The 21741-nt window shown below is 39.0% G+C and carries 22 protein-coding genes and 1 riboswitch; of the genes, 17 read left to right on the top strand and 5 right to left on the bottom strand.

Annotation, left to right across the window (positions count from 1 at the left end):
- Positions 1-17: 17 nt before the first annotated feature.
- Positions 18-737 (top strand): pentapeptide repeat-containing protein, encoded by a 720-nt coding sequence (locus tag M3225_RS12560; protein ID WP_251394156.1) that lies wholly within the window; start codon positions 18-20, stop codon positions 735-737.
- 164 nt (positions 738-901) lie between these two features.
- A complete protein-coding gene (locus M3225_RS12555) occupies positions 902-1588 on the top strand; it encodes an O-methyltransferase (RefSeq protein ID WP_251394154.1) in 687 nt (228 codons plus the stop codon).
- A gap of 48 nt (positions 1589-1636) precedes the next feature.
- Here M3225_RS12555 and M3225_RS12550 read toward each other — a convergent pair whose 3' ends face one another.
- The 5 genes from M3225_RS12550 to M3225_RS12535 form a co-directional block, all read right to left on the bottom strand.
- Positions 1637-2548: a LysR family transcriptional regulator gene (locus M3225_RS12550; RefSeq protein ID WP_251394152.1), complete on the bottom strand. Its 912-nt coding sequence runs from the start codon at positions 2546-2548 to the stop codon at positions 1637-1639.
- A gap of 302 nt (positions 2549-2850) precedes the next feature.
- Positions 2851-2985 carry a hypothetical protein gene (locus tag M3225_RS29575; protein ID WP_285885488.1) on the bottom strand — a complete coding sequence of 45 codons (135 nt, stop codon included), beginning with the start codon at positions 2983-2985 and terminating at the stop codon, positions 2851-2853.
- Between the two features lie 138 nt (positions 2986-3123).
- Entirely contained in the window at positions 3124-4386 is a 1263-nt protein-coding gene (locus tag M3225_RS12545; RefSeq protein ID WP_251394150.1) for a dicarboxylate/amino acid:cation symporter, read from the bottom strand.
- Positions 4387-4438: 52 nt separating this feature from the next.
- Positions 4439-5767 carry a diaminopimelate decarboxylase gene (gene lysA, locus M3225_RS12540; RefSeq protein ID WP_251394148.1) on the bottom strand — a complete coding sequence of 443 codons (1329 nt, stop codon included), beginning with the start codon at positions 5765-5767 and terminating at the stop codon, positions 4439-4441.
- 145 nt (positions 5768-5912) lie between these two features.
- A riboswitch (Lysine riboswitch) is annotated at positions 5913-6095 on the bottom strand.
- Positions 6096-6109: 14 nt separating this feature from the next.
- Positions 6110-6565, bottom strand: a complete 456-nt coding sequence (locus M3225_RS12535) for a hypothetical protein (protein ID WP_251394146.1) — start codon at positions 6563-6565, stop codon at positions 6110-6112.
- Between the two features lie 447 nt (positions 6566-7012).
- Between M3225_RS12535 and M3225_RS12530 the strand changes: the two genes are divergently transcribed.
- The 15 genes from M3225_RS12530 (at position 7013) to M3225_RS12460 (ending at position 21721) form a co-directional block, all read left to right on the top strand.
- Positions 7013-8131, top strand: a complete 1119-nt coding sequence (locus tag M3225_RS12530) for an NAD(P)/FAD-dependent oxidoreductase (protein WP_251394144.1) — start codon at positions 7013-7015, stop codon at positions 8129-8131.
- Between the two features lie 73 nt (positions 8132-8204).
- Positions 8205-8519 carry a YckD family protein gene (locus M3225_RS12525; RefSeq protein ID WP_251394142.1) on the top strand — a complete coding sequence of 105 codons (315 nt, stop codon included), beginning with the start codon at positions 8205-8207 and terminating at the stop codon, positions 8517-8519.
- A gap of 161 nt (positions 8520-8680) precedes the next feature.
- Entirely contained in the window at positions 8681-10405 is a 1725-nt protein-coding gene (locus tag M3225_RS12520) for a PAS domain-containing sensor histidine kinase (protein ID WP_251394140.1), read from the top strand.
- An 86-nt stretch (positions 10406-10491) separates the two neighbouring features.
- Positions 10492-10755, top strand: coding sequence for a DUF1292 domain-containing protein (locus M3225_RS12515; protein WP_251394138.1), 264 nt, complete (start codon positions 10492-10494; stop codon positions 10753-10755).
- Positions 10756-10906: 151 nt separating this feature from the next.
- Positions 10907-12151: an acyl-CoA dehydrogenase gene (locus tag M3225_RS12510; protein ID WP_251394136.1), complete on the top strand. Its 1245-nt coding sequence runs from the start codon at positions 10907-10909 to the stop codon at positions 12149-12151.
- Entirely contained in the window at positions 12129-12902 is a 774-nt protein-coding gene (locus tag M3225_RS12505; protein ID WP_251394134.1) for an SDR family oxidoreductase, read from the top strand. The genes M3225_RS12510 and M3225_RS12505 overlap by 23 nt, the downstream gene beginning before the upstream one ends.
- A gap of 19 nt (positions 12903-12921) precedes the next feature.
- Entirely contained in the window at positions 12922-14538 is a 1617-nt protein-coding gene (locus tag M3225_RS12500) for a long-chain-fatty-acid--CoA ligase (RefSeq protein ID WP_251394132.1), read from the top strand.
- A gap of 90 nt (positions 14539-14628) precedes the next feature.
- Positions 14629-15195 carry a TetR/AcrR family transcriptional regulator gene (locus tag M3225_RS12495; RefSeq protein WP_251394130.1) on the top strand — a complete coding sequence of 189 codons (567 nt, stop codon included), beginning with the start codon at positions 14629-14631 and terminating at the stop codon, positions 15193-15195.
- 80 nt (positions 15196-15275) lie between these two features.
- Positions 15276-16157: a 3-hydroxyacyl-CoA dehydrogenase family protein gene (locus M3225_RS12490; RefSeq protein ID WP_251394128.1), complete on the top strand. Its 882-nt coding sequence runs from the start codon at positions 15276-15278 to the stop codon at positions 16155-16157.
- Positions 16157-16939 carry an enoyl-CoA hydratase gene (locus tag M3225_RS12485; RefSeq protein ID WP_374109828.1) on the top strand — a complete coding sequence of 261 codons (783 nt, stop codon included), beginning with the start codon at positions 16157-16159 and terminating at the stop codon, positions 16937-16939. The genes M3225_RS12490 and M3225_RS12485 overlap by 1 nt, the downstream gene beginning before the upstream one ends.
- Positions 16940-16957: 18 nt before the next feature.
- Entirely contained in the window at positions 16958-17359 is a 402-nt protein-coding gene (locus M3225_RS12480; protein WP_251394124.1) for an acyl-CoA thioesterase, read from the top strand.
- A gap of 24 nt (positions 17360-17383) precedes the next feature.
- Positions 17384-18442 (top strand): phosphotransferase family protein, encoded by a 1059-nt coding sequence (locus M3225_RS12475; protein WP_251394122.1) that lies wholly within the window; start codon positions 17384-17386, stop codon positions 18440-18442.
- Complete coding sequence (locus M3225_RS12470; protein ID WP_251394120.1) at positions 18439-19182, top strand: 2-phosphosulfolactate phosphatase; 744 nt, start codon at positions 18439-18441, stop codon at positions 19180-19182. Before M3225_RS12475 ends, M3225_RS12470 begins: the two co-directional genes overlap by 4 nt.
- Positions 19170-20948 (top strand): acyl-CoA dehydrogenase family protein, encoded by a 1779-nt coding sequence (locus tag M3225_RS12465; RefSeq protein WP_251394118.1) that lies wholly within the window; start codon positions 19170-19172, stop codon positions 20946-20948. The genes M3225_RS12470 and M3225_RS12465 overlap by 13 nt, the downstream gene beginning before the upstream one ends.
- Positions 20949-20959: 11 nt before the next feature.
- Positions 20960-21721 (top strand): SDR family NAD(P)-dependent oxidoreductase, encoded by a 762-nt coding sequence (locus M3225_RS12460; RefSeq protein ID WP_251394116.1) that lies wholly within the window; start codon positions 20960-20962, stop codon positions 21719-21721.
- Positions 21722-21741 lie beyond the last annotated feature (20 nt).

The following is a 21741-nucleotide window of genomic DNA, read 5'->3' as shown; positions in this document are numbered from 1 at the left end:
AAAGGATGATGTTATAAATGAACGAAAAAATAAAAAATCATGTGCATAACATTTTGGCTCCTTATCAGGATGTAAAAAATGTTCAAGATTTAGAAGAAGAACTTTCACAGAACTTGCAGGAAAAGTTTACAGACTACAAAAAAGATGGAAACAGTGAGGAACAGGCTTATTATATGACAATCAATTCTATTGGTGATATCACAGAACTGATTGAATCAATGAATGTAGCCACAAAGGAATTGAAGCAAACCGTTCCTATGGATTTTTCAAAGACCGAGCTTACAAAATCTGATTTTCGTTCTGTATCGGTGTATAAAGGAAAATTTAATGCAAGTAATTTAAATGAATCTGATTTTAGTTACGCAGACCTTACAGACAGCATGTTTAAAAGCAGCAATTTAACGAAGGCAATATTTCATCATGCTAATTTGACAGGCGTACAATTTAAATGGGCAAATTTTAAACATGCCAATTTTAAAGACTGTATCTATGATAATACGTACTTTAAGCAATGTAATTTAACAGAAATTGTATTTGACGGAGAAACATTTAACGGAACAATCTTTGAAGGAGTATCATTAAAAAAAGCCTCATTTCGCAACGCAACTTTGCTGAATGTACAGTTTCGAGGATCAGATTTGAAGAAATCTGTTTTCGAAGGTGCAAAAATGGATAAATTGACATATAACTTTTTAAAGAGTGCAAAGATAGATCTCAGTAAAGTTACGGTTATTTAAAGATAAAAAGGACCTGCTAGAAGGTCTTTTTTTTATGGATATATGACAATTCTTTTTGAGAGCGAGCAGGATAGTTTATTAGAGAGATAGAACACATTTATATACGAACAATTATTGCCATAAGTTGTATTATTGTTTAAATAACGATAAAGCCTTTATCAGTTATGTGGAGGAGTATGGACATGTCTATATATGAAATTTGGAACGAAGTAGATCTCTATATGAACAATAAACTCATTGGATCAGACCCTATTCTTGATGAGGTATTGAAGGCAAATCAAGAGGCTGGATTACCTGCCATCGACGTATCTCCTAGTCAAGGGAAGTTTCTGCATTTGTTAGCTACGTTAAAAGGAGCTAAACGCATTTTAGAAATTGGTACTCTTGGAGGGTACAGTACCATTTGGCTAGCCAGAGCTCTTCCGAAAGATGGGCAGCTTATTACGCTGGAATTAAGCGCTCAGCATGCAGAAGTAGCAAGAGCTAATTTAAAAAGAGCGGGAGTAAGTCACTTAGTAGAAGTCATTGTCGGACCCGGCCTTGATACATTAGCTGTGTTAAAGGAGAAGGGAACAGATCCGTTTGATATTATCTTTATTGATGCTGATAAGCCGAATAACCCAAATTACTTAAAGTGGGCTCTAGAATTATCTAAAAAAGGAAGTTTGATTATTTGTGATAATGTTGTTCGTCAAGGGCATGTGGTGAATTCAGAAAGTGAAGATGAAAATGTAAAGGGAATTCGTCAATTTATGAATTCTCTAGCTAAAGAAAAAAGAATCAGCGCCACGGCGATACAAACCGTTGGAAGCAAAGGCTATGATGGATTCATTTTAGGAATTGTTGAATGACAGAATTTATATACGAAAAAACCCTCTTCTGTAAAAAGAGGGTTTTGTTTAATTTGCGTCCAACTTATTTGTCATTAGTTTTTCTGTTAAAAAACTAATCAGCTCTCTTACAGCAAATGAACTGTAGCGTTCTTTTAACAGAATAATTCCAAGTTCCCACATCATTTTTGGATCTGCAATAGGTACCGTAATAATATTGGGATCCTGCACTTTGGCATAAAGCGATTCGGGTAAAATAGCAATACCTAATTCTGCTGCTGTTAATTCAATAATTAAATCCCATTGAGAACTTTTATACGCTATGGAAGGCATAAATCCTGATTTTAAAGCATCTTGGATTAACCGGTCGTGCAGCGTAAATTCTTCACTGAACATAATAAATTTTTCGTGTTCCAGTTCTTTCATCCAAACGGAAGAACGTTTCGCTAAAGGATGGTTTTTATGCGCGTATAAAAGGAATCTTTCCTTAACGAACGGGTATACGTGAAAATGATCATCATGACCGCTTGTGAGAGGAAGCATAACAATCCCCATATCTACACCGGCCTCTTCTACAAGTGCTTCAATTTTTTTTGCTCCAAATTCAATAAGCTCTAGAGATACTTTAGGGTATTGTTCATTAAATGCTTTTGCAATCTTCGGGAAAAACAAGGTCCCGATGAGCGGAGGGACTCCCATCTTGATTTGCCCTGTTTGCAAGTTCATTAAATCGCCCAACAAGTGAGGCATGTCTTTTAACACGTACAGAGCTTTCGTTGCCTGGTGATACACAACCTCTCCTGCATCGGTTAGCTTTAATTCTCTTGTCGAACGATCAAGAAGCTCAAATCCAAGTTCATTTTCTACTTTTTTGACGGCTTTACTTAAAGCCGTTTGTGACAAATGAACTTGCAGCGCTGCCTTTGTGAAATTTTTATGGTTCGCTACCTCTATAAAGTATTCTAAGTCTCTGATTTCCATGTGAAACTCCATTTCTGCAACTGCTTATCCTTTTTCTTTACTCTTTATTTTAACCATTAAATTATTTACTGTAAATGCGCTGATTAAAAAGGGAAGATACATCTAATGAATAAAAACAGGGAAAAGAAATGAACTAAAGTTTCTGTCGAAATTGATTTTTACAAACCTATTAATAGAATATGTAAAAATGCGAAAGGAGGTTGTACGATATACTTATAACGAGCGGTGTTATGGAGCTTCGTTTGAAAATAAAATTACGTCAAAGAACGCTTGTTACAGACTCTGCATTCTTTGACGTAATTTTATTTTCGCTCTTCAGCCTGATGCTCTTGTTTGTTTTGCTCAGTGAGACGTTTTTGATAAGCTTTTGTTTCTGCGCTTACGTGATTCGCATCATTCGGTTGATTCTTCTTTGAACCTCCTGCAGCGTTACTCATTAGACGACACCTCCAGTCCGGTTATGAAACATACCTATAGAATGTGCGTATTTGCATGCTTTATACATTGCTATCGATATTGCTACATACGAAAAAAGCCAAGGGAGAGTCATTAAGGCTTTTCCCTTGGCTTTTTCACTAGGCGACTTTATCTGTAGTGATAATTTTGTTAATCCAGTCTTTTCCTTCTGTAAACCTTGTAACAAGCATCGCTGTTACTGTATTTCCCGTACTGTTTAAGAGCGTAGCAGGGGCGTCAATAATCGTGGAAATGACAGCAATGATGGGTAGGACTTCCGGCGAAAATCCATAAATCGTAATAATTAACATTTCGCCAATCATACCGCCTCCAGGAATCGCTCCCATCACAGCCCCAACTAAAAAGGCTACGCCTAAAATACTTAAAATGCTCGTAGCAGATGTCATATCTTTGCCAAACAAACTGAATAAGAAAACAATTTTTAGAATACCACCGATAACAGAACCATCTTTATGCGTGTTTGCTCCTAATGGAATCACCGTTTCAGCAATATCCATTGGCACACCCATTTTCTTTGTTGCATCTAAATTGACTGGAATAGATGCAGCAGAAGAACAGGTAGCAATAGCTGTGATAGAAGGAGCGGCTGCATTTTTCCAGAACAGCTTAATTCCTGCTTTACCGCCAGCAATCCATGCGTATAGCGTAAAGAAACCGAAATAGTAAACGATTGCAATTAATAAGTAAAGAATAAATGCTCTAGCGTACCCTTGTAAGATCTTTGGTCCAAGTTCTCCTACTACAGTAGCAAAATAGCATCCTAAACCAATTGGGGCATAGTACATCACAATTTTAACGACCTTCATCGATACTTCTTGACCCGAAGTCAGAAATTTCGCCATAGGCTGTCCTTTTTTACCAGCCATCGTTGTAGCAATACCGAAAATGACGGCAAAGACAATTAATTGTAAAATATGCTCTTTCGAAAATAAATGAACAAAATCAGGTACAGTAAATGTACTAACAAGCTGATTTAAAAGCGTCATTTTTTCAGCTGTATTTTCACTGTCACCCATTAATTCTTTAATGGCAGAAGTATCTACGTTGTTTAACGGATTGTAAAGGGATGCGCCTAAAAAGCCTAGAACGGCTGAAACAGCAGCAGTGGCGACAAACACAACAGCAATACCTAGCATAATTTTACCAAGACGTTTCATTTCGTTCATGTTTGCAATCGCCGAAGCAACACTAAAAAAGACAAGGGGAACGATAATCATGAACATTAAATTAAGAAACAAATCACCAAAGGGCTTTACGACTGCCACATCGGGCCCGATAGCATATCCTGCTATCCCGCCAATTAAAATAGCGAGAAGCAGAATAAGCGATGATCTGTACGTTTTAAATACACTTAAAATCATAGTTAGATTTCCTCCAAACAACAATAGCTTCTTTACTACGCAAGAACAGCTATCATTTGCTCATTGCATACGTAGTAACGACTGGCTTTACATCTTTCCGCACCAAATCTTCGTATGTTTCTCGCTCTACAGCAAGACGAGCTTCTCCATTTTTTACAAATACAACAGCAGGGCGCGGAATACGGTTGTAATTGCTAGCCATTGAATAGTTGTAGGCACCTGTAGAGGATACTGCTAATAAATCTCCTTGATTAACGCGCGGTAAATCGATATCCCAAATAAGCATATCTCCTGATTCACAGCATTTCCCCGCAATTGATACTGTTTCATCTTTTTTATCCGTCACTCTATTAGCCAAGACAGCTTCATGCTTTGCATCATACAGGGCAGGACGGATATTATCGGTCATACCGCCGTCAATTCCTACGTATTTGCGTACACCTGGAATCTCCTTAGTTGAGCCAATTGTATAAAGCGTTGTACCTGCTTCTCCTACGATGCTTCTTCCAGGCTCAATCCAGACTTCCGGAAGGGTATAATTCTGTTCAGTTAACGTGCGGCTTAGCTTTTCTGTCAGCGCATCTACATAATACTCAACCGGAAGAGGAGAGTCGCTTTCGGTATAACGAATACCAAAACCACCACCTACGTTTAAAACTTTTACTTCAAATTCCATTTTATCACGAATACTGAATAAGAAATCAGTTAAAATATCAATGGCGCGAGAAAAACCATCTACTTCAAAAATTTGCGAACCAATATGACAATGAATGCCTAAAAGATCATAGTAAGGCTTTTCTAATGCAGAACTTACTGCTTTCATAGCTTGGTCATTGGAAAGACCAAATCCAAACTTGGAGTCTTCCTGTCCGGTCATAATATATTCATGTGTATGGGCTTCAATCCCTGGAGTAACACGCAGAAGAATAGCTGCTTGCTGTTTGCGCTCAGCTGCTAAGGCATGTAAAACTTCAAGTTCGGTGAAGTTATCCACAACAAAACAGCCAATATTCGCATCAAGGGCCATTTCAATTTCTTCAATCGTTTTGTTATTTCCATGAAAATGAATGCGTTCAGCTGGATATCCCGCTTCAAGCGCTGTAAATAATTCGCCTCCTGAGACCACATCTAATGACATATCAAGCTTCGTTAAAAGGCTAGCCATTTCCATACAAAGAAATGCTTTCCCTGCATAGGCGATTTGATATGAAAATCCGCTTCTTTGAAAGGCTGAATGGAAGGCCTTGCATTTCGTCTCAATTAATTCTTGATCGTAGATGTATAGGGGAGTGCCGTATTGTTTTTTCAGCTCGACCGTATCGCACTGCCCAATTTCTAAATGATTGCTGTTGTTAATTTTACTTGTTCCATGTAAGTACATAATTCGTATCCCTCCATTTAAATCATTCAACTATAACTTTGAACTTTGATGGTAAGTAGAAAAACACAAAAAAGACCCGTGAAGTGATGTTCACGCGTCTTGGTTTCATAATAATAAAGTATTATTACATTCTAGGCATCAACATCTCTTCAATAGCTCTCCACAAACCAAATGGTTTGTGACAGCTCAGCATTTATTCAATACTGAACCAGTATATGAACACAATGGATGTTTATATACTTCGGCACGAAATCCCTTTTACTTATCTTCACAGACTCCATTAGTCTCCAATAAGTGACTCTTGATTTCATGCACCTCTATTCTCAGAGAGGAAAATTATATTTAAATGTAATTCCTATTATATTTCCTTTTCCGCTGTCTAGTCAATGAAAAGTTAAGGCATAGGAATATCAAAAAAATAAATAAGAAAGCTATGAAGCTTCCAGATAGAATCCAAGCAGCCAGCGCTTTCTTCTGATGAATCACTAAGAGTGAGAACGTGACAATATTGAAGAGAAAAGACCACAGCAGCGACCATCCATAATGATGAGTGATACTGTGATTAACATAAGCAATGAACTCAATCACAGTAAATAAAAGCGCCCATAAAAGAATCCACCACAGGCCGCCGCTTACATGCAGCGGCAACCTTCCTAAAAAAACCGGTATGACAAACGGATAAATAAGTAAAGCTATTCCAAGGGAAACCATTAGGTGATCCGGAAGAAAAAGATGATCAATACCGACAGGATGAAATACCCATACGCGGTAATGAAACAGCAGCACTTCGTAAAGCAATTCCCCGTGATCCAAAACAGCAAAGTAGCATAGTATTCTTGATACCTCCGCCACTTGCCAAATAGTAAACCAAGAATGATGAAAAATAATACAAATGAAGATTGCATACGCTCTCCTTAAAATAATGGTTATTTCTTTTTATTTACATATTATAGTGGTTTTATTCTTTTATCTTTTTATTCAGAACCCATAATAGAAAAGCGGTAAGCACAGCGTTAAAGATGTACTATCACTATTTATGGTTTGCTTCACCCTACTATAATCTCGGTCAAAGAACTTATAACGCTTTTATTTACGATGAAGGGAGCTATATGTCAAAGTCAGCAAGGTCCAAAAATAGGCTAAAAATAGCTTCGCCTAGTATGTGGCTTCTTTTTTTGCTATGCTAAAATTGCATACATATAGCATGAGAATACTAGAAGAATGAAAAGAAAAGGGTGTTTTGGTATGAAAACATACATCGTAGTTGGAGCTGGGATTCTTGGAGCTTCTACAGCATATCATTTAGCAAAAGCAGGAGCAGATGTGACATTGATAGATCGCAAGGATGCTGGTCAAGCTACTGATGCAGCAGCAGGAATTGTTTGTCCATGGCTTTCACAGCGTCGAAATAAAGCATGGTACCGCTTAGCAAAAGGCGGTGCCAGGTACTATCAAACATTAATTCAGCAATTAGAAGAAGATGGAGAAACGGATACGGGATATAAGCGAGTAGGAGCAATTAGCTTGCACACTGATGAACAAAAGCTTGCAAAAATGGAAGAGCGAGCGTATAAGCGTCGGGAAGAAGCCCCCGAAATAGGCGAGATTACACGTTTATCAGCTAAAGAAACACAGGCTTTGTTTCCGGTTCTTTCGGAAGAATACAGTTCAGTTCATATTAGTGGAGCCGCTCGCGTTAACGGAAGAGCTCTTCGAAGCGCACTTGTGAATGCAGCGAAGAAAAACGGTGCAAAAATAATAGAAGGAAACGCAGAACTTCTTTATGAAAATAATCAAGTAACGGGCGTTTCCGTAAATGAACAAACACTTTTAGCAAGTATAACGATTGTGACAGCAGGAGCATGGGCAAATCAATTACTAGAGCCTCTTGGAGTGAAATTTTTAGCCAGCTTTCAAAAAGCGCAAATTGTCCACTTGCATCTTCCTGATTTAGATACAAAAGAGTGGCCTGTTGTGATGCCTCCAAGCGACCAATATATTCTTTCGTTTGAACAAGGTCAAATTGTCATCGGAGCAACACATGAAAACGACACGGGTTATGACTTGAGAGTAACGGCTGGGGGGCTTTATGAAATTTTTTCAAAGGCCTTATCAATTGCTCCCGGCTTAACAGAAAGCACAGTCTTAGAAACAAGGGTAGGGTTCCGACCATTTACTCCAGGCTTCTTGCCAGTCATTGGGGCTCTTCCGAATTACGAAGGAATACTAGTAGCGAATGGTCTCGGAGCTTCAGGCTTAACGTCGGGCCCTTATCTTGGTTCAGAGCTTGCTAAATTAGCACTTGAAATGGAAATGGAAATTGATCTCAGCGACTATGATATAAGAGGGGCTATCGAGTCTTAAGAAAATAGAATGAATGAAAACAAATAGAAGTTCGCAAACTATAGCTACTATATGATGAAAGGAAGTAGATTGTTTGCGAAAGGTTATGATAAGTGCAGCAGCAGCTTTTTTATTTATGAGCGCGACGCCTGTATTAGCGGAAAACAATCCTCAGTCAGAAACAAAAGACGTGCAGCTGACTTCTCAGCAAAAGCAGGAATTGTCTGTGCTGTACAAAGAAATGTTAGAAAAAAAGAAAGAAATACTTTCAAAATATGTCGAGTACGGCGTGCTAAGCAAAACGGAGAGTCAAAAAATTTCTTCACATATGGAAAATCGCTATCAGCATATGGAGCAAAATGGTTTTATCCCGAAGCGGCACTGTCATAAAACACATCATCCAAAGTAATTCATATTCACATAAAGAAAGCGCCTATACAGGTGCTTTCTTTATGTGAATGAATGGAAAATTCCGCTTCTTTATCTAGTAAATTCTAAAATCCTCATGTAAAATTAAGAGAATGAGGACGATTAGGAAAGATGCTAGTGAGGGGTAGGTAAATATGAACGATGAACGAAAATAAAAAAATAGTCCGATTACATGCAGAAAATCATTCAGCTGAGGAGCTAGGAATCATATTTGCTTACAAACAAAAAGACAACCACCTTGTTTACAGTATGTACCAAGGTGAAAGCGTTCATGATCAAAAGATACCTCTAGAAGAATGGGTCTCGTATGAGCATTTTTTCGAAGCGCTAAATAAAAAGAAAAAGCTTATGTACGAGCTTCAAATAAATGATAAACGCTATGTAGTAAACTTAACCCCTTTATCTTACACAGAAAAACCGGAAATCATGGGACATTGCGTAAATATAACTAGTTATCAGGAGAAAAAAGAGCAGATTCAACCTTTTATTTATCATAACGCAGATGCTGTTGCTATCGTTGACTTAGAGGGTAAAACGCTTCAAGTGAACCCTGCGTTTGAGAATACATTTGGCTGGACGTTTGAAGAAATTTATCAAAAGCCTCTTCCAATCATACCTTCGTTTTTAAAGGAGCCAGTGTGCGAACTTCATAAGACCATTCAATCAGGTGAATCGAAAACTGAATTCGAGACGGTCAGACAGCATAAAGACGGCCATTTAATTAATGTAAGCGTCACACTATTCCGCGTAGAAAATATGAATGATTGGCCGTTATGCATTGCTTTTGTCTATCGAGATATAACATCACGGAAACAGGCTGAAACGGCTTTAAAAGAAAGCGAAGAACGCTACCGAAGTTTGATCGAGTTATCTCCGGAGGCTATTATCGTTCATAGTGAAGGGAAAATTGATTACATCAACCCTGCAGGAGCCAAAGCGCTAGGATACAAAAGTCCTCAAGACGTATTAGGAGCTTGTGTTTATCAGTTTGTTCACCCTGATTACTATGATGTTGTAAAACAGCGAATTTATCGAATGAAAACAGAAAATAAATCTGTAGACCTACAGGAAGAAAAGTTTATTCATAAAGACGGTCATACGATTGATGCCGAAACCATTGCCTTTCCTATTCCCTATATGGGAAAGCAGGCAATTCAAGTTTTGTTTCGTGATATTACAGAACGTAAAAAAACTGAAAAATTGCTGCGTGAATCTGCTCAGCTTTCCTTAGTCGGACAGTTAGCAGCTGGTATTGCTCACGAAATTAGAAACCCTCTGACGGCGGTAAAAGGATTTATGCAGTTATTAAAAGAAACAAGCGGTCAGCCTTACTATGTAGAAATGATAAATCATGAGTTAGATAGAATTGAATTGATTGCCGATGAGTTCTTGAGTCTTGCAAAGCCTCAGGCGAAAACCTACAAAGACAAACACGTCCAAGATATTTTAGAGAATACTTTAAAGCTAGCTGAGGTTCAGGGGATTACAGAGAAAATTCACGTAAAAAAAGAGATTGATCTTCATCTTCCTCTCGTATTATGCGTAGAAAATCAGTTGAAACAGGTGTTTAGCAATATATTTAAAAATGCAGTCGAATCTATGCCAAGTGGAGGAACCGTAACGATTCAACTAAAAAGATTTAATCACGAGCACCTTGTTGTCCGATTTAGCGACGAGGGGCCAGGTATCACGCAGGAACGAATGCAGCATTTAGGAAAACCTTTTTATAGTACCAAAGAGAAAGGAACGGGGCTCGGACTGATGGTGTGCTATAAGATTATTCGAGAACATAGAGGAGAAATTAACTTTGTAAGTGAACTTGGAAAAGGAACTACCGTAGACATTCTTCTGCCTTTTAAAAAGTAGATTCTACTTTTATAAGCATGAAACCTTTTCTAAAGGGGAATACATGTTAGTGAACGAATAATGATGTTAAATTAGGAGGGAATAAGATGGAACGCATTGAAACGGGAGAGATTTTTACAATTTTAGATGAAAATGATCAAGAGCAAGATATTGAAGTGCTTGGGAAAATGACGATTGAAGGGCACGATTATATTGCCGTTGCGTTTGTGGAAGAAGTTTTAATTGAAACAGAAGAAGAAATTGATGTTTTCTTTTTGAAAATTGAAGATGATGGTGAATGGTCATCAATTGAAGATGATGATGAGTTTGAAAAGGTATCAGCCGTATTTGATGAAATGACATCCGCATAAAAAGGAGAGGGTAAAACCTCTCTTTTTTATTTTTAAATAATATAATTTTTAGAATTTTCCTAAAAATATCTTGCTGAATTATTTCTGTTCATTTATTATGAATATGTAACATACCAACCGGTTAGTAAGTAAATGAAAGCGAGGGACTACCGTGTATTTTTCTTACTCTGACAAAGTAGTGAAGCTGCAAAAAGAATTGAACTCTTTTATGGAAGAGCATATTTACCCAAATGAACGGCTATACGAACAACAGCTGAATGAACAGCCGTCTAGATGGTCAGCTGTTCCTCCAATCATGGAAGAGTTAAAAGAAAAAGCAAAGCAAGCTGGATTATGGAACTTATTTTTGCCAGAAAGCGAATACGGAGCAGGTCTAACAAATGTAGAATATGCCCCTCTTTGCGAAATTATGGGCCGTTCTATTATTGGACCAGAAACTTTTAACTGCGGAGCTCCTGACACCGGCAATATGGAAGTACTGGTTCGGTACGGAACACCTGAACAGAAAGAAAAATGGTTAAAGCCGCTGTTAAATGGCGACATTCGCTCCTGCTTTTCTATGACAGAACCGGATGTAGGTTCTTCTGATGCAACGAACATTCAGTGCAGTATTGTAAGAGAAGGCGATGAATATGTAATCAACGGAAGAAAATGGTGGTCTTCAGGTGCGGGAGATCCTCGTTGCAAAATTGCTATTGTCATGGGGAAAAGCGATTTTACCGCATCTAAATATGAACAGCAGTCTATGATTCTAGTTCCTTTAAATACTCCAGGAGTTAAAATTGAACGAATGCTGCCGGTCTTTGGATACGACCACGCTCCTCATGGACATGCTGAAATTCATTATGACAATGTTCGTGTGCCAGCGTCTAATATGCTTCTAGGCGAAGGAAAAGGGTTTGCTATTGCTCAAGGCAGATTAGGACCTGGGCGTATTCATCACTGCATGCGTTTAATAGGAGCAGCGGAAAGAGCGCTTGAAGAATTATGTAAGCGTATTCAAAGTCGTTCTACGTTTAATAAATTGCTTTCCCAGCAAGGGGTTATTCAAGAATGGGTAGCAGAATCGCGTATTGAAATTGAACAAGCTCGCTTATTAACATTAAAAGCTGCTTATATGATGGACACAGTTGGAAACAAAAAAGCGCGGAAAGAAATTGCCATGATTAAAGTAATGGCTCCTGCTATGGCTTTAAAAGTCATTGATCGCGCCATTCAAACATTTGGAGCAGCAGGTGTTTCAGAAGACACGCCACTTGCGGCACTTTGGGCAAATGCCCGCACTCTTCGTCTCGCTGATGGTCCAGACGAAGTGCATAAAGCACAGCTTGCAAGACTTGAGCTAAAATCCTATCAAGAAAAGGAGGCAACATATGCACATAAAGGATTTGTTTGATTTAACTGGGAAAACAGCTATTATTACCGGCGGAGGCAGAGGATTAGGAGAACAAATGGCAGAAGGGCTTGCAGAAGCAGGGGCAAATATTGTTCTATGTTCAAGAAAAAAAGAAGCATGTCAGCAAGCGGCTGATCGATTGGCTCTCCTCGGTGTAAAAACCCTTGCTTTAACATGCGATATCAGTCAGCCTGAAGATATTAAAAATGTCGTGCATCAAACGATTGAAACATTCGGTCGCATTGATATTTTAATTAATAACAGCGGAGCTACGTGGGGAGCTTCGGCTGAAGAAATGCCTCTTGAAGCATGGCAAAAAGTGATGAATATTAATGTCACGGGAACGTTTTTAATGTCCCAAGAAGCTGGAAAAGAAATGATTAAACAAAAAGCTGGTAAGATTATTAACATTGCTTCAATTGCGGGTCTTGGAGGAACGGATCCTCAGTATATGGATACAATCGGTTACAACACGAGTAAAGGAGCGGTCATTACGTTCACGAAAGATTTAGCTGTCAAATGGGGGCAACATAATATTCAAGTTAATGCGATTGCGCCGGGATTTTTCCCTACTAAAATGTCAGGTGCGATTATGGAACAAGGAAAAGATTATTTTCTAAGTCAAACCCCTTTAAAACGCTTTGGCTCCGAAGCTGATTTAAAAGGAGCGGCTGTTTTTCTTGCTTCTGCAGCGTCTAATTATATTACGGGAGATATTCTGACAGTAGACGGTGGAGTTCATGCTATGTGAATAAGAAAGGAGTAACTTGATGGAAGACGTTAAAAAATGGTTTACACCTTATCCAGAAGCCTACACTCATGACATTCACATCGAAGATATTTCACTATTTGATATGCTGAAAGAAACAGCCGGACGTTATCCTGCTCACACAGCAACGCGCATGTATCAGCATACGTTAACATACCAAGAGCTGTATCACTCAGTCCGCGTATTTGCAGGAGCACTGCAGAAAAAGGGCATTAAAAAAGGAGATCGTGTAGCAATTATGCTGCCAAATTGTCCGCAATATATAATAAGCTATTTTGGTATTGTAGCAGCGGGCGGCATTGTCACTCAGATCAACCCTATGCTTGTCGAACAAGAACTAGAGCATATTTTACACGATTCCGGCGCAAAAAAAATAATTATACTCGATGATTTTTATACGAGACTTCAAGAGATAAGAAACCGCGTTGATATAGAAGAAGCAATAACCGTCAGCTTGCAAAAACCTTTTGTTCCTACATCACCAGACATTTCCTTCCTAGATTTTCTAACCATAAAACATGAACTCAAGCCGCCGGTCATCCATCCAGCACATGATATTGCTGTTCTTCAGTATACGGGAGGAACAACCGGACCATCTAAAGGTGCGATGCTTACACATGCTAATATTTATACAAATGCGGTTCAATCATACGAAATATTTAAGCATGATATTGAATTAGGAAAAGAAAAATGCTTAACCGTTATTCCATTGTTTCACGTATTTGGCATGACTTCCTGTATGCATTTATCTATTCTTTGCGGGAATGAACTATTGCTATTGCCGCGTTTTGATTTAGAAGAAGTACTAAATACAATAAAAAAAGAGCAGCCTAGTATCTTTCCTGGCGTGCCAACTATGTATGTCGCTATTACAAATCATCCGCGGGCAGAAGAATACAATATCGAAAGTATTCGCATCTGCAACAGCGGCAGTGCGCCAATGCCTGTTGAGTTAATGAAAGAGTTCGAACGAAAAACGGGTGCTAAAGTGTTAGAAGGGTACGGCTTATCGGAAGCATCGCCAGTTACGCATTGCAACCTGCCGTTTTGTGAACGAAAGCCAGGTACAGTTGGACTCGGCGTTCCAAAAACTGCTTATAAAATTGTAGATGTGGCTACAGGAACAAAAGAGATGCCAAGAGGAAAGCTTGGAGAAATAGTGATTAAAGGTCCTCAAGTTATGAAGGGCTATTGGAATCAACCTGAAGAGACAGCTCACGCGCTTAGAAACGGCTGGCTGTACACAGGAGATATTGGACAGATAGATGAAGACGGGTATTTATCCATTGTTGATCGCAAAAAAGATATGGTTATTGCGAGCGGTTTTAATGTGTATCCTCGAGATATTGAAGAAGTTTTATATGAACATGCCTATATTAAAGAAGCCGTTGTAATCGGTGTGCCGCATCCTTATCGAGGAGAAACAATTAAAGCGATTTTGGTATTAAAAGAAGGGAAATCTCTTTCCGAAGAAGAGCTTACTTCCTATTGTCGACATCATCTTGCAGCTTACAAAATTCCGCGAATCATTGAATTTCGCGCGGAGCTTCCTAAGACCAATGTAGGAAAAATTTTGCGACGGGCACTACGAGAAGAAGTGGTGAAAGAAACTATGTAAATAAGCTGAACATAAACAAACTTTTTCAAAAGCTCCCTCTAAGCCATGGTATAATTTGTGAAAATGAGAAAAGACAGAGAGGGTTTGACGATGAAAGATTTGATGATGGAACGAAGCATTCAGCTTTTTGCTCAAAAAGGTTTCAAAGAAACGTCTATTCAAGATATTGTAAATGAATTAAACGTCACAAAGGGAACGTTTTATTATTATTTTAAAAGCAAACAAGAGCTTTTAATGGATATTCACCTTCAATATATTGAAAGATTAATAGAAAATCAAGAGACGATTCTTGCAGATAAGACAACATCGTATCCGGAAAAGCTGCACAGCATTATTTTCAAACTTGTTCATGATATTGAGAAAGAAGGGCTTCGAGCTAAAGTGTTCTTTCGAGAGATGCGTCATTTGAGTGAAGAACACTTACAGCAAATCATTCCAAAGCGCGATCGTTTTAAAGAGAACGTACAGGAAATTATTGAAAAAGGAATGGAAGCAGGGCAGTTCCGTTCAGATTTACCTTCAGATATCGTGACGCTAGGCATATTAGGAATGACAAATTGGAGCTATTTTTGGTTTCAGCCGGATGGAGAAAAGTCAGATCGAGAAGTTGCCGCTATTTTTTATAAGATGCTGATGAAAGGTATTCAGTCACAGTAGCTGCTAGGCTAGACAGTGCTCGTAAAAGGCGGGAAAGTATAAGCTCTTTCTCTCCTTTTATACTTAAAGGAGGCTATAACATGAATAGTAAAGATATACAGCGTATTGCTGTTATTGGAGCAGGACAAATGGGACATCAAATCGGTATGCTTTGTGCACTTGGAGGATATGAAACGATTATTCAAGATATGAATGAACAGTCACTCATTGATGCAAAAAATAAGCTGGAAGCAATTATGGGCAAGTGGATTCATAAAGGCAAAATCTCTTCTGATGCTAAAGAAGCCGCATTTCGAAGATTGTCTTTTACAAACACATTAAAGGAAGCGGTTTCAAACGCTGATTTTGTTATTGAAGCCGTGGTGGAAAAGTTAGATGTAAAACAAAGTGTCTTTAAAGAAATAGATGAGTACGCACCACGTCACGCCATTTTAGCGTCGAATAGTTCAACAATTGTTAACTCGCTTATTGCAAGTGCCACAAACCGTCCAGAACAAATCGTTAACATGCATTTCTTTTTTCCTCCCCTTGTAATGGACTGCGTAGAAGTTGTGATGAGTGAAAAGACAAATGAAAAAACAGCTCAAACGACAATGGAAGTTTGCAAGCAAATTAATCGCACAGCAGTCCTTCTGAAAAAAGAAATCTCAGGTTTTATTGCCAATCGAATCTTAGGAGCGTTGCAAAAAGAAGCCGTTTTCCTTTACGAAAATGGATACGCAGATTTTGAAGACATTGATACGATTTGCAAAAAAGCACTCAATCACCCGATCGGTCCTTTTGAATTAATGGATCTCTCAGGAATTGACGTCGGATATTTTGTGATGCAGCAGCGCTATAGCGAAACAGGGGATCCAGAGGACAAGCCAGCTGCGTGCATTGAAGAAAAAGTTCAAAAAGGCGAGCTGGGGCGCAAAACAGGAAAAGGTTTTTACACATACCACACACAAGGAGTGAAGTAATAATGAAAAAATTTGTACGTATCGAAAAAGAAGAGAAAACGGCAATTGTAACCATTGATAACCCGCCTTTAAATGTAATGACCCAGGCTGTTGTGCAGCAGCTTGAAGAAACGTATGAAGAGCTTAGCAAAGAATCTGATGTGATTACAATCATTTTAACAGGAGCGGGCGACCGGGCGTTTATGGCTGGAGCCGATATTAAAGAGTTTCCTCAGTTAATGGGGCAAAGCGGCATTAAAGAAGAGTTTATGAAAACTCATCGCGTTTTGCAAAAGCTTGAAAACATTGAAAAACCAACAATTGTCGTGTTAAACGGTTTAACGTTTGGAGGAGGATGCGAACTTGCACTAACCGCTGATATACGCATTGCCGAAGAACATGCTCAAATCGGTCTTCCGGAAGTGAAGCTCGGATTATTTCCTGGAGGCGGCGGAACTCAGCGTCTTCCACGCATAATCGGCGTATCTAAAGCTAAAGAGTGGATGTTTGCCGGCAGTCCTGTCTCTGCAGAAGAAGCGCTTCATGCAGGCTTTGCCAATCATGTAACGCCTAAAGGAAAAGGGCTCGAAAAAGCAAAAGAGTTGGCTCGCAAATTTAACCGTCACTCTCTTCCATCACTTTCTCGAATTAAGACAGCGGTAAATAAAGGAATGAATCGCACATTATCTGAAGGCCTTGAACTTGAGGCAGGGCTGTTTGAAGAAGTCTTTCAAACAGAAGATATTAAAGAAGGAGTATCAGCATTTATTGAAAAGCGTCCCGCTGTTTTTTCACATAAATAAGTAAAGGAGGAGAAAATCATGTATGAAACACAGGTCAAAGTGCGCTTTTGCGAAACGGACGCACTGGGTCACATTAACAATACGAGCTATTTTATTTATTTAGAGGAGGCTCGGATTGCTTTCTTTGAAGAGATGGGAGCATCAATGCATACGGAAAAGTGGGAGTATATTTTAGCGTCTACTAAATGTGATTTTGTTGCGCAAGGTTATTTTAATCAAGTGTTAATGATTAAAACCTTTGTGTCTAGAGTCGGTAATAAAAGCTTTACAATTGGCCATGAAATTACCGACAGCAAGACGGGATCATTGATTGCTAAAGGAGAAGCTGTCATCGTGTACTTTGATTTTGGCACACAAAAAAGCATTTCCATTCCAGCGGACATTAAGCAGTTTTTAATGAATTATAAAGTAGCTGTTTAACTATAAAAAAGCAGGTGGTAAAAAATGTCACAAATCATTCCTGTACGAAAAGGAGAAGAATTAAACACGGAAAAACTGCATCAGTTTCTCCGTACTTCTATTCCTGATTTACCTACAGAGCCTCTTTTAATCAAGCAATTTGGATCAGGTGCGTCCAATTTAACCTATGCTCTTTCAGTCGGAGAGTGGGAGGCGGTGTTGAGACGCCCTCCCTTTGGGCAAGTTGCGCCAAAAGCGCATAACATGCAAAGAGAATACAAGATTTTATCTGTTTTATCGAAATCTTTCCCTCTCGCTCCTAGGCCGTATGTGTTTTGTGAAGATGAGACAGTGGTCGGAAAATCCTTTTTTTTAATGGAGCGAAAGCACGGTGTTCTCATCGACACAGCGTTTCCAAAAGAAATGAAAGGAACTAGCGAACTTTGCCGTCGTATTTCAGAACAAATGGTAGATGTCCTTGTTCAACTTCATGACATTTCTTATAAAGGAACACTTCTTGAAAGAATCAGCAAGCCTGAAGGTTTTTTAGAACGTCAAGTACACGGCTGGATTCATCGTTATGAAAAAGCAACAACAAGTGACATACCGGAAGTAGAAGCACTAAAGAAATGGTTGACCACACACATCCCGAAATCACAGCATTCAACTATCATTCACTATGATTATAAGCTTAATAATACGTTATTTTCACCGGATGGAAATAAGATTGTAGGGTTATTCGACTGGGAAATGACAACCGTTGGAGACCCGCTTGCTGATTTGGGAGTGGCGCTGAGCTATTGGATGGAAGACAGCGACCCTGAACTTTTAAAAAGAGGACTGGGGAATCCACCTGTTACTGTGCAAAAAAGCTTTTATTCCCGTCGAGACTTTGTAGAAGCATATGCTAAAAAAAGCGGACGGGATGTTTCACACATTGACTTTTACCTAAAATTTGCGTACTTCAAACTTGCTGTCATTTGTCAGCAAATTTATTACCGTTATAAAAAAGGCCAAACAAATGATAAACGGTTTTCACAATTTGGAGATTATGTAAAAACACTGATTATTCATGCTCTGCACACAGAACGAGGGCATATATGAAAGGGAAAATTCACGTAATACTGAAAAAAGAAGAGCTTCTTGCCAAAAAGCTAGAAGGAAAAACGGTTGTTATATTTGACATCTTATTGGCTACATCAACAATCACGGCTGCTTTACAGCAAGGAGCAATAGAGGTTATTCCGGTGAAAAATGAAGAAGAAGCGCGTAAAAAAGCAAAAACGTATAAGCCTGACGAAATTGCGCTTGTAGGCGAATATAGAGGAAAAACGATTAAAGGCTTTTTTGATCCAAACCCTAGCACTTTAAAGCAGCATGTTCAAAATAAAACAGTTATTTTGTCTACCACTAATGGAACGGTAGCCATCCATAACGCTGAAAAAGCGAAACACGTATATGCAGCTTCACTTTTAAACGGAGAAGCGGTTGCCAGTGCTGTTTGTCAACCAAGCCAAGATGAAAGTGTTTTATTGGTTTGTTCAGGTTCATCTGATCGCTTCTGTCTAGAAGATTTATATGGAGCGGGTTATTTTATAAACTGCCTGCTGCGACTAAAAACATTTCATTTAACGGATGCTGCAAAAGCTGCACTGCTTTTTTATGAAGCTTACGAGCATTCACCTGTTGAAATATTGAAACGCTCAGCCGTAGGAGAAATGCTCACTCAGTATGGTTTTCTAGACGAAATTGGCTTTGTAAGCCGGAAAAACATCTATTCCGTAGTTCCTAAAATAGTGAAAAAAATGTTAGTAAACGGGGAGGAAATGATATGTCTGAAATGAAAACAAGAGCAAAAGGCGGATCATTTTTACTAAAAAAAACATCTGCGCATCACGTTTATACACCCGAAGACTTAACGGATGAGCATTATATGATTGCTCAGACAGCAAAGCAGTTTATTGAAAAAGAAGTCGACCCTTACCATCATGACATTGAGCAGCAAGATTTTAATAAAGTAGTAGAATTGATGCATAAAGCAGGCGAGCTTGGACTTCTTGCTCATAGTATTCCAGAAACCTATGGAGGACTAGGTCTTGATAAAGTAAGCAAAGGACTCGTCGGTGAAATCATTGGACGGACAAGCGGATATGGAGTCGCTCATTCTAACCATACGTGCATCGCGACACTTCCTATTACGTATTTTGGCACCAAGAAGCAAAAAGAAAAATACTTGCCTAAATTGGCAAGCGGCGAATATATTGGTGCCTACTGTTTGACAGAGCCAGAAGCAGGTTCTGATGCTCTTGCGGCTCAGACAAAAGCCGTATTAAATCCTGAAAAAACGCATTATGTATTAAATGGAACGAAGCAGTACATTACCAATGCTGCCTTTTCAGATACGTTCATTACGTATGCAAAAGTAGACGGAGAACATTTTACTGCTTTTATTGTAGAAAAAGATTTTGCAGGACTGTCTCTTGGGCCAGAAGAAAAGAAAATGGGGATTAAAGGGTCGTCTACCCGCCCAGTGATTTATGAAGATTGTTTGGTACCTGTAGAAAACATACTTGGACAAGTAGGCAAAGGTCATTTAATTGCCTTGAACGTCTTAAACCTCGGGCGTTTTAACTTAGGTTCTGCGTGTATGGGCGCAGCCAAATATGCCTTTGAACTTGCTTTAGCTTATACAAAAGAGCGCAAGCAGTTTAAAACAGCTATTGCGGAATTTAATGCTTCAAAAGAAAAAATAGCAAAAATGGCAGCGCGTATTTTCGCATCTGAATCTATTCAGTACCGTACAGCTGGTTTACTAGAAGAAGCGCTTGGTGGCCTATATGAAAGTGAAAATTATAAGTTAGTAGCTAAACAGCTGGCCGAATTTGCAATAGAATGTTCAGTATGTAAAGTGTATGGGTCAGAAACCCTTGATTTAATTGCCGATGAATCGCTGCAGCTTCATGGCGGCGCAGGGTTTATTCAAGAATATAAAATAGAGCAAGTATACCGTGACTCACGCATCAACCGTATTTTTGAAGGTACAAATGAAATCAACCGCCTTTTGCTTCCGACTCAGCTTCTAAAAAAAGCAGGCAAAGGAGAAATAAAGCTAAACAAACAAGTGGAGCATGCTGTTAGTGAATTGATGAGTGGTCAGTGGGAAATACCTTCAAATGAACTTCTAGCAAGAGAAAAGCAGGCTGTTATTACGACAAGACATTTATTTCTTGCTTTGCTAGGAACAGCATTTCAAACGTTTCACGCAAATCTAGCACAAGAACAAGAAACGCTTATGAAACTCGCAGAAATTGCTGTTGGACTATTTGCTATGGAATCATCCGTGCTGCGAGCGGAAAAAGCCTTGAATAGAAATGGAGAAGAAAAAGAAAAGTTAAAAAGCAAGCTGACAGAAACTGTTGTGAGCGAAACGCTATTTGACATTGAAAAGCAGGCCCGACAATTAATAAATGGGATGTTAACGGGTGAAAAGCACCGACAGTACCGCACAATTCTTGGAAAGTGGATGAATGATTTGCAAAGTGAAGGCGAATTCACGCGCAATCGAGACATCGCGCGTGAGTTTATTAATAGCGGACGATATGTTGTATAAGGAGGGGTATCATGCGTTTTGAAGGGCAAATAGCTGTTATTACGGGGGCTGGAAGCGGCATTGGAGAAGCGACCGCTCAGAGAATGGCAAAAGAAGGCGCTCACGTCATTCTTGTCGGGCGAACGAAAGAAAAACTAGTACAGGCTGCATCGGCTGTTGACACACGTTGTGAGCGAAAATGCACAGATATTTTCTCAGCTGATGTAACGAAAGAAGAAGACGTCAAAGAGCTGGCTGAATTCATAAAAGAAAAGTATGGACAAATTCATTTATTAATTAATAATGCAGGAGGATCTGTTAATTCAACAATCAAAGAAACAACTCTTGAACAGTGGAAACACGTGCAGGACGTCAATTTAACAAGCGTATTTCTTGTGACAAAACAATTGATTCCTTTGTTAACTGAAAAGATAGGAGGAAATCGCTCTATTGTCAACGTCGCTTCTCTTTCAGGACATAAAGCAGGTGCGCAAATTCCTCACTACAGCGCTGCTAAAGCTGCTTTAATCAATTTTACAAAAGCAATGGCATTTGAATTAGCACCTCATGAAGTCAGAGTAAACTCTGTGTCTCCTGGATTCGTAGAAACGCCTTTAACACAGCCTGGACTTGAAAATGAGCGCTTCACTAAGGCAATCGAAAGAAATACGGCTTTAAAACGTGTTGGTAAGCCGGAAGAAATTGCAAACGTCATTGCTTTTGCAGCGTCTGAAGAGGCATCTTATATGACGGGAAGTGATTTATTAGTAGATGGTGGATGGCTTATCGTTTAATACACAGTAAAGAGGAGGGA

It is taken from the genome of Priestia aryabhattai (genome assembly GCF_023715685.1).
GTDB lineage: Bacteria > Bacillota > Bacilli > Bacillales > Bacillaceae_H > Priestia > Priestia aryabhattai_B.
The sequence above is the reverse complement of the archived record's forward strand: the minus strand, read 5'-3'. Positions and strand labels throughout refer to the sequence as shown.

Excerpts from the sequence above, each read along its gene's own strand:
- M3225_RS12560 (WP_251394156.1), top strand. The coding sequence starts at position 18 with ATGAACGAAAAAATAAAAAATCATGTGCATAACATTTTGGCTCCTTAT.
- M3225_RS12555 (WP_251394154.1), top strand. The coding sequence starts at position 902 with ATGTGGAGGAGTATGGACATGTCTATATATGAAATTTGGAACGAAGTA.
- M3225_RS12550 (WP_251394152.1), bottom strand. The coding sequence starts at position 2,548 with ATGGAAATCAGAGACTTAGAATACTTTATAGAGGTAGCGAACCATAAA.
- M3225_RS29575 (WP_285885488.1), bottom strand. The coding sequence starts at position 2,985 with ATGAGTAACGCTGCAGGAGGTTCAAAGAAGAATCAACCGAATGATGCG.
- M3225_RS12545 (WP_251394150.1), bottom strand. The coding sequence starts at position 4,386 with ATGATTTTAAGTGTATTTAAAACGTACAGATCATCGCTTATTCTGCTT.
- lysA (WP_251394148.1), bottom strand. The coding sequence starts at position 5,767 with ATGTACTTACATGGAACAAGTAAAATTAACAACAGCAATCATTTAGAA.
- M3225_RS12530 (WP_251394144.1), top strand. The coding sequence starts at position 7,013 with ATGAAAACATACATCGTAGTTGGAGCTGGGATTCTTGGAGCTTCTACA.
- M3225_RS12520 (WP_251394140.1), top strand. The coding sequence starts at position 8,681 with ATGAACGAAAATAAAAAAATAGTCCGATTACATGCAGAAAATCATTCA.
- M3225_RS12515 (WP_251394138.1), top strand. The coding sequence starts at position 10,492 with ATGGAACGCATTGAAACGGGAGAGATTTTTACAATTTTAGATGAAAAT.
- M3225_RS12505 (WP_251394134.1), top strand. The coding sequence starts at position 12,129 with ATGCACATAAAGGATTTGTTTGATTTAACTGGGAAAACAGCTATTATT.
- M3225_RS12500 (WP_251394132.1), top strand. The coding sequence starts at position 12,922 with ATGGAAGACGTTAAAAAATGGTTTACACCTTATCCAGAAGCCTACACT.
- M3225_RS12495 (WP_251394130.1), top strand. The coding sequence starts at position 14,629 with ATGAAAGATTTGATGATGGAACGAAGCATTCAGCTTTTTGCTCAAAAA.
- M3225_RS12490 (WP_251394128.1), top strand. The coding sequence starts at position 15,276 with ATGAATAGTAAAGATATACAGCGTATTGCTGTTATTGGAGCAGGACAA.
- M3225_RS12480 (WP_251394124.1), top strand. The coding sequence starts at position 16,958 with ATGTATGAAACACAGGTCAAAGTGCGCTTTTGCGAAACGGACGCACTG.
- M3225_RS12475 (WP_251394122.1), top strand. The coding sequence starts at position 17,384 with ATGTCACAAATCATTCCTGTACGAAAAGGAGAAGAATTAAACACGGAA.
- M3225_RS12470 (WP_251394120.1), top strand. The coding sequence starts at position 18,439 with ATGAAAGGGAAAATTCACGTAATACTGAAAAAAGAAGAGCTTCTTGCC.
- M3225_RS12465 (WP_251394118.1), top strand. The coding sequence starts at position 19,170 with ATGTCTGAAATGAAAACAAGAGCAAAAGGCGGATCATTTTTACTAAAA.
- M3225_RS12460 (WP_251394116.1), top strand. The coding sequence starts at position 20,960 with ATGCGTTTTGAAGGGCAAATAGCTGTTATTACGGGGGCTGGAAGCGGC.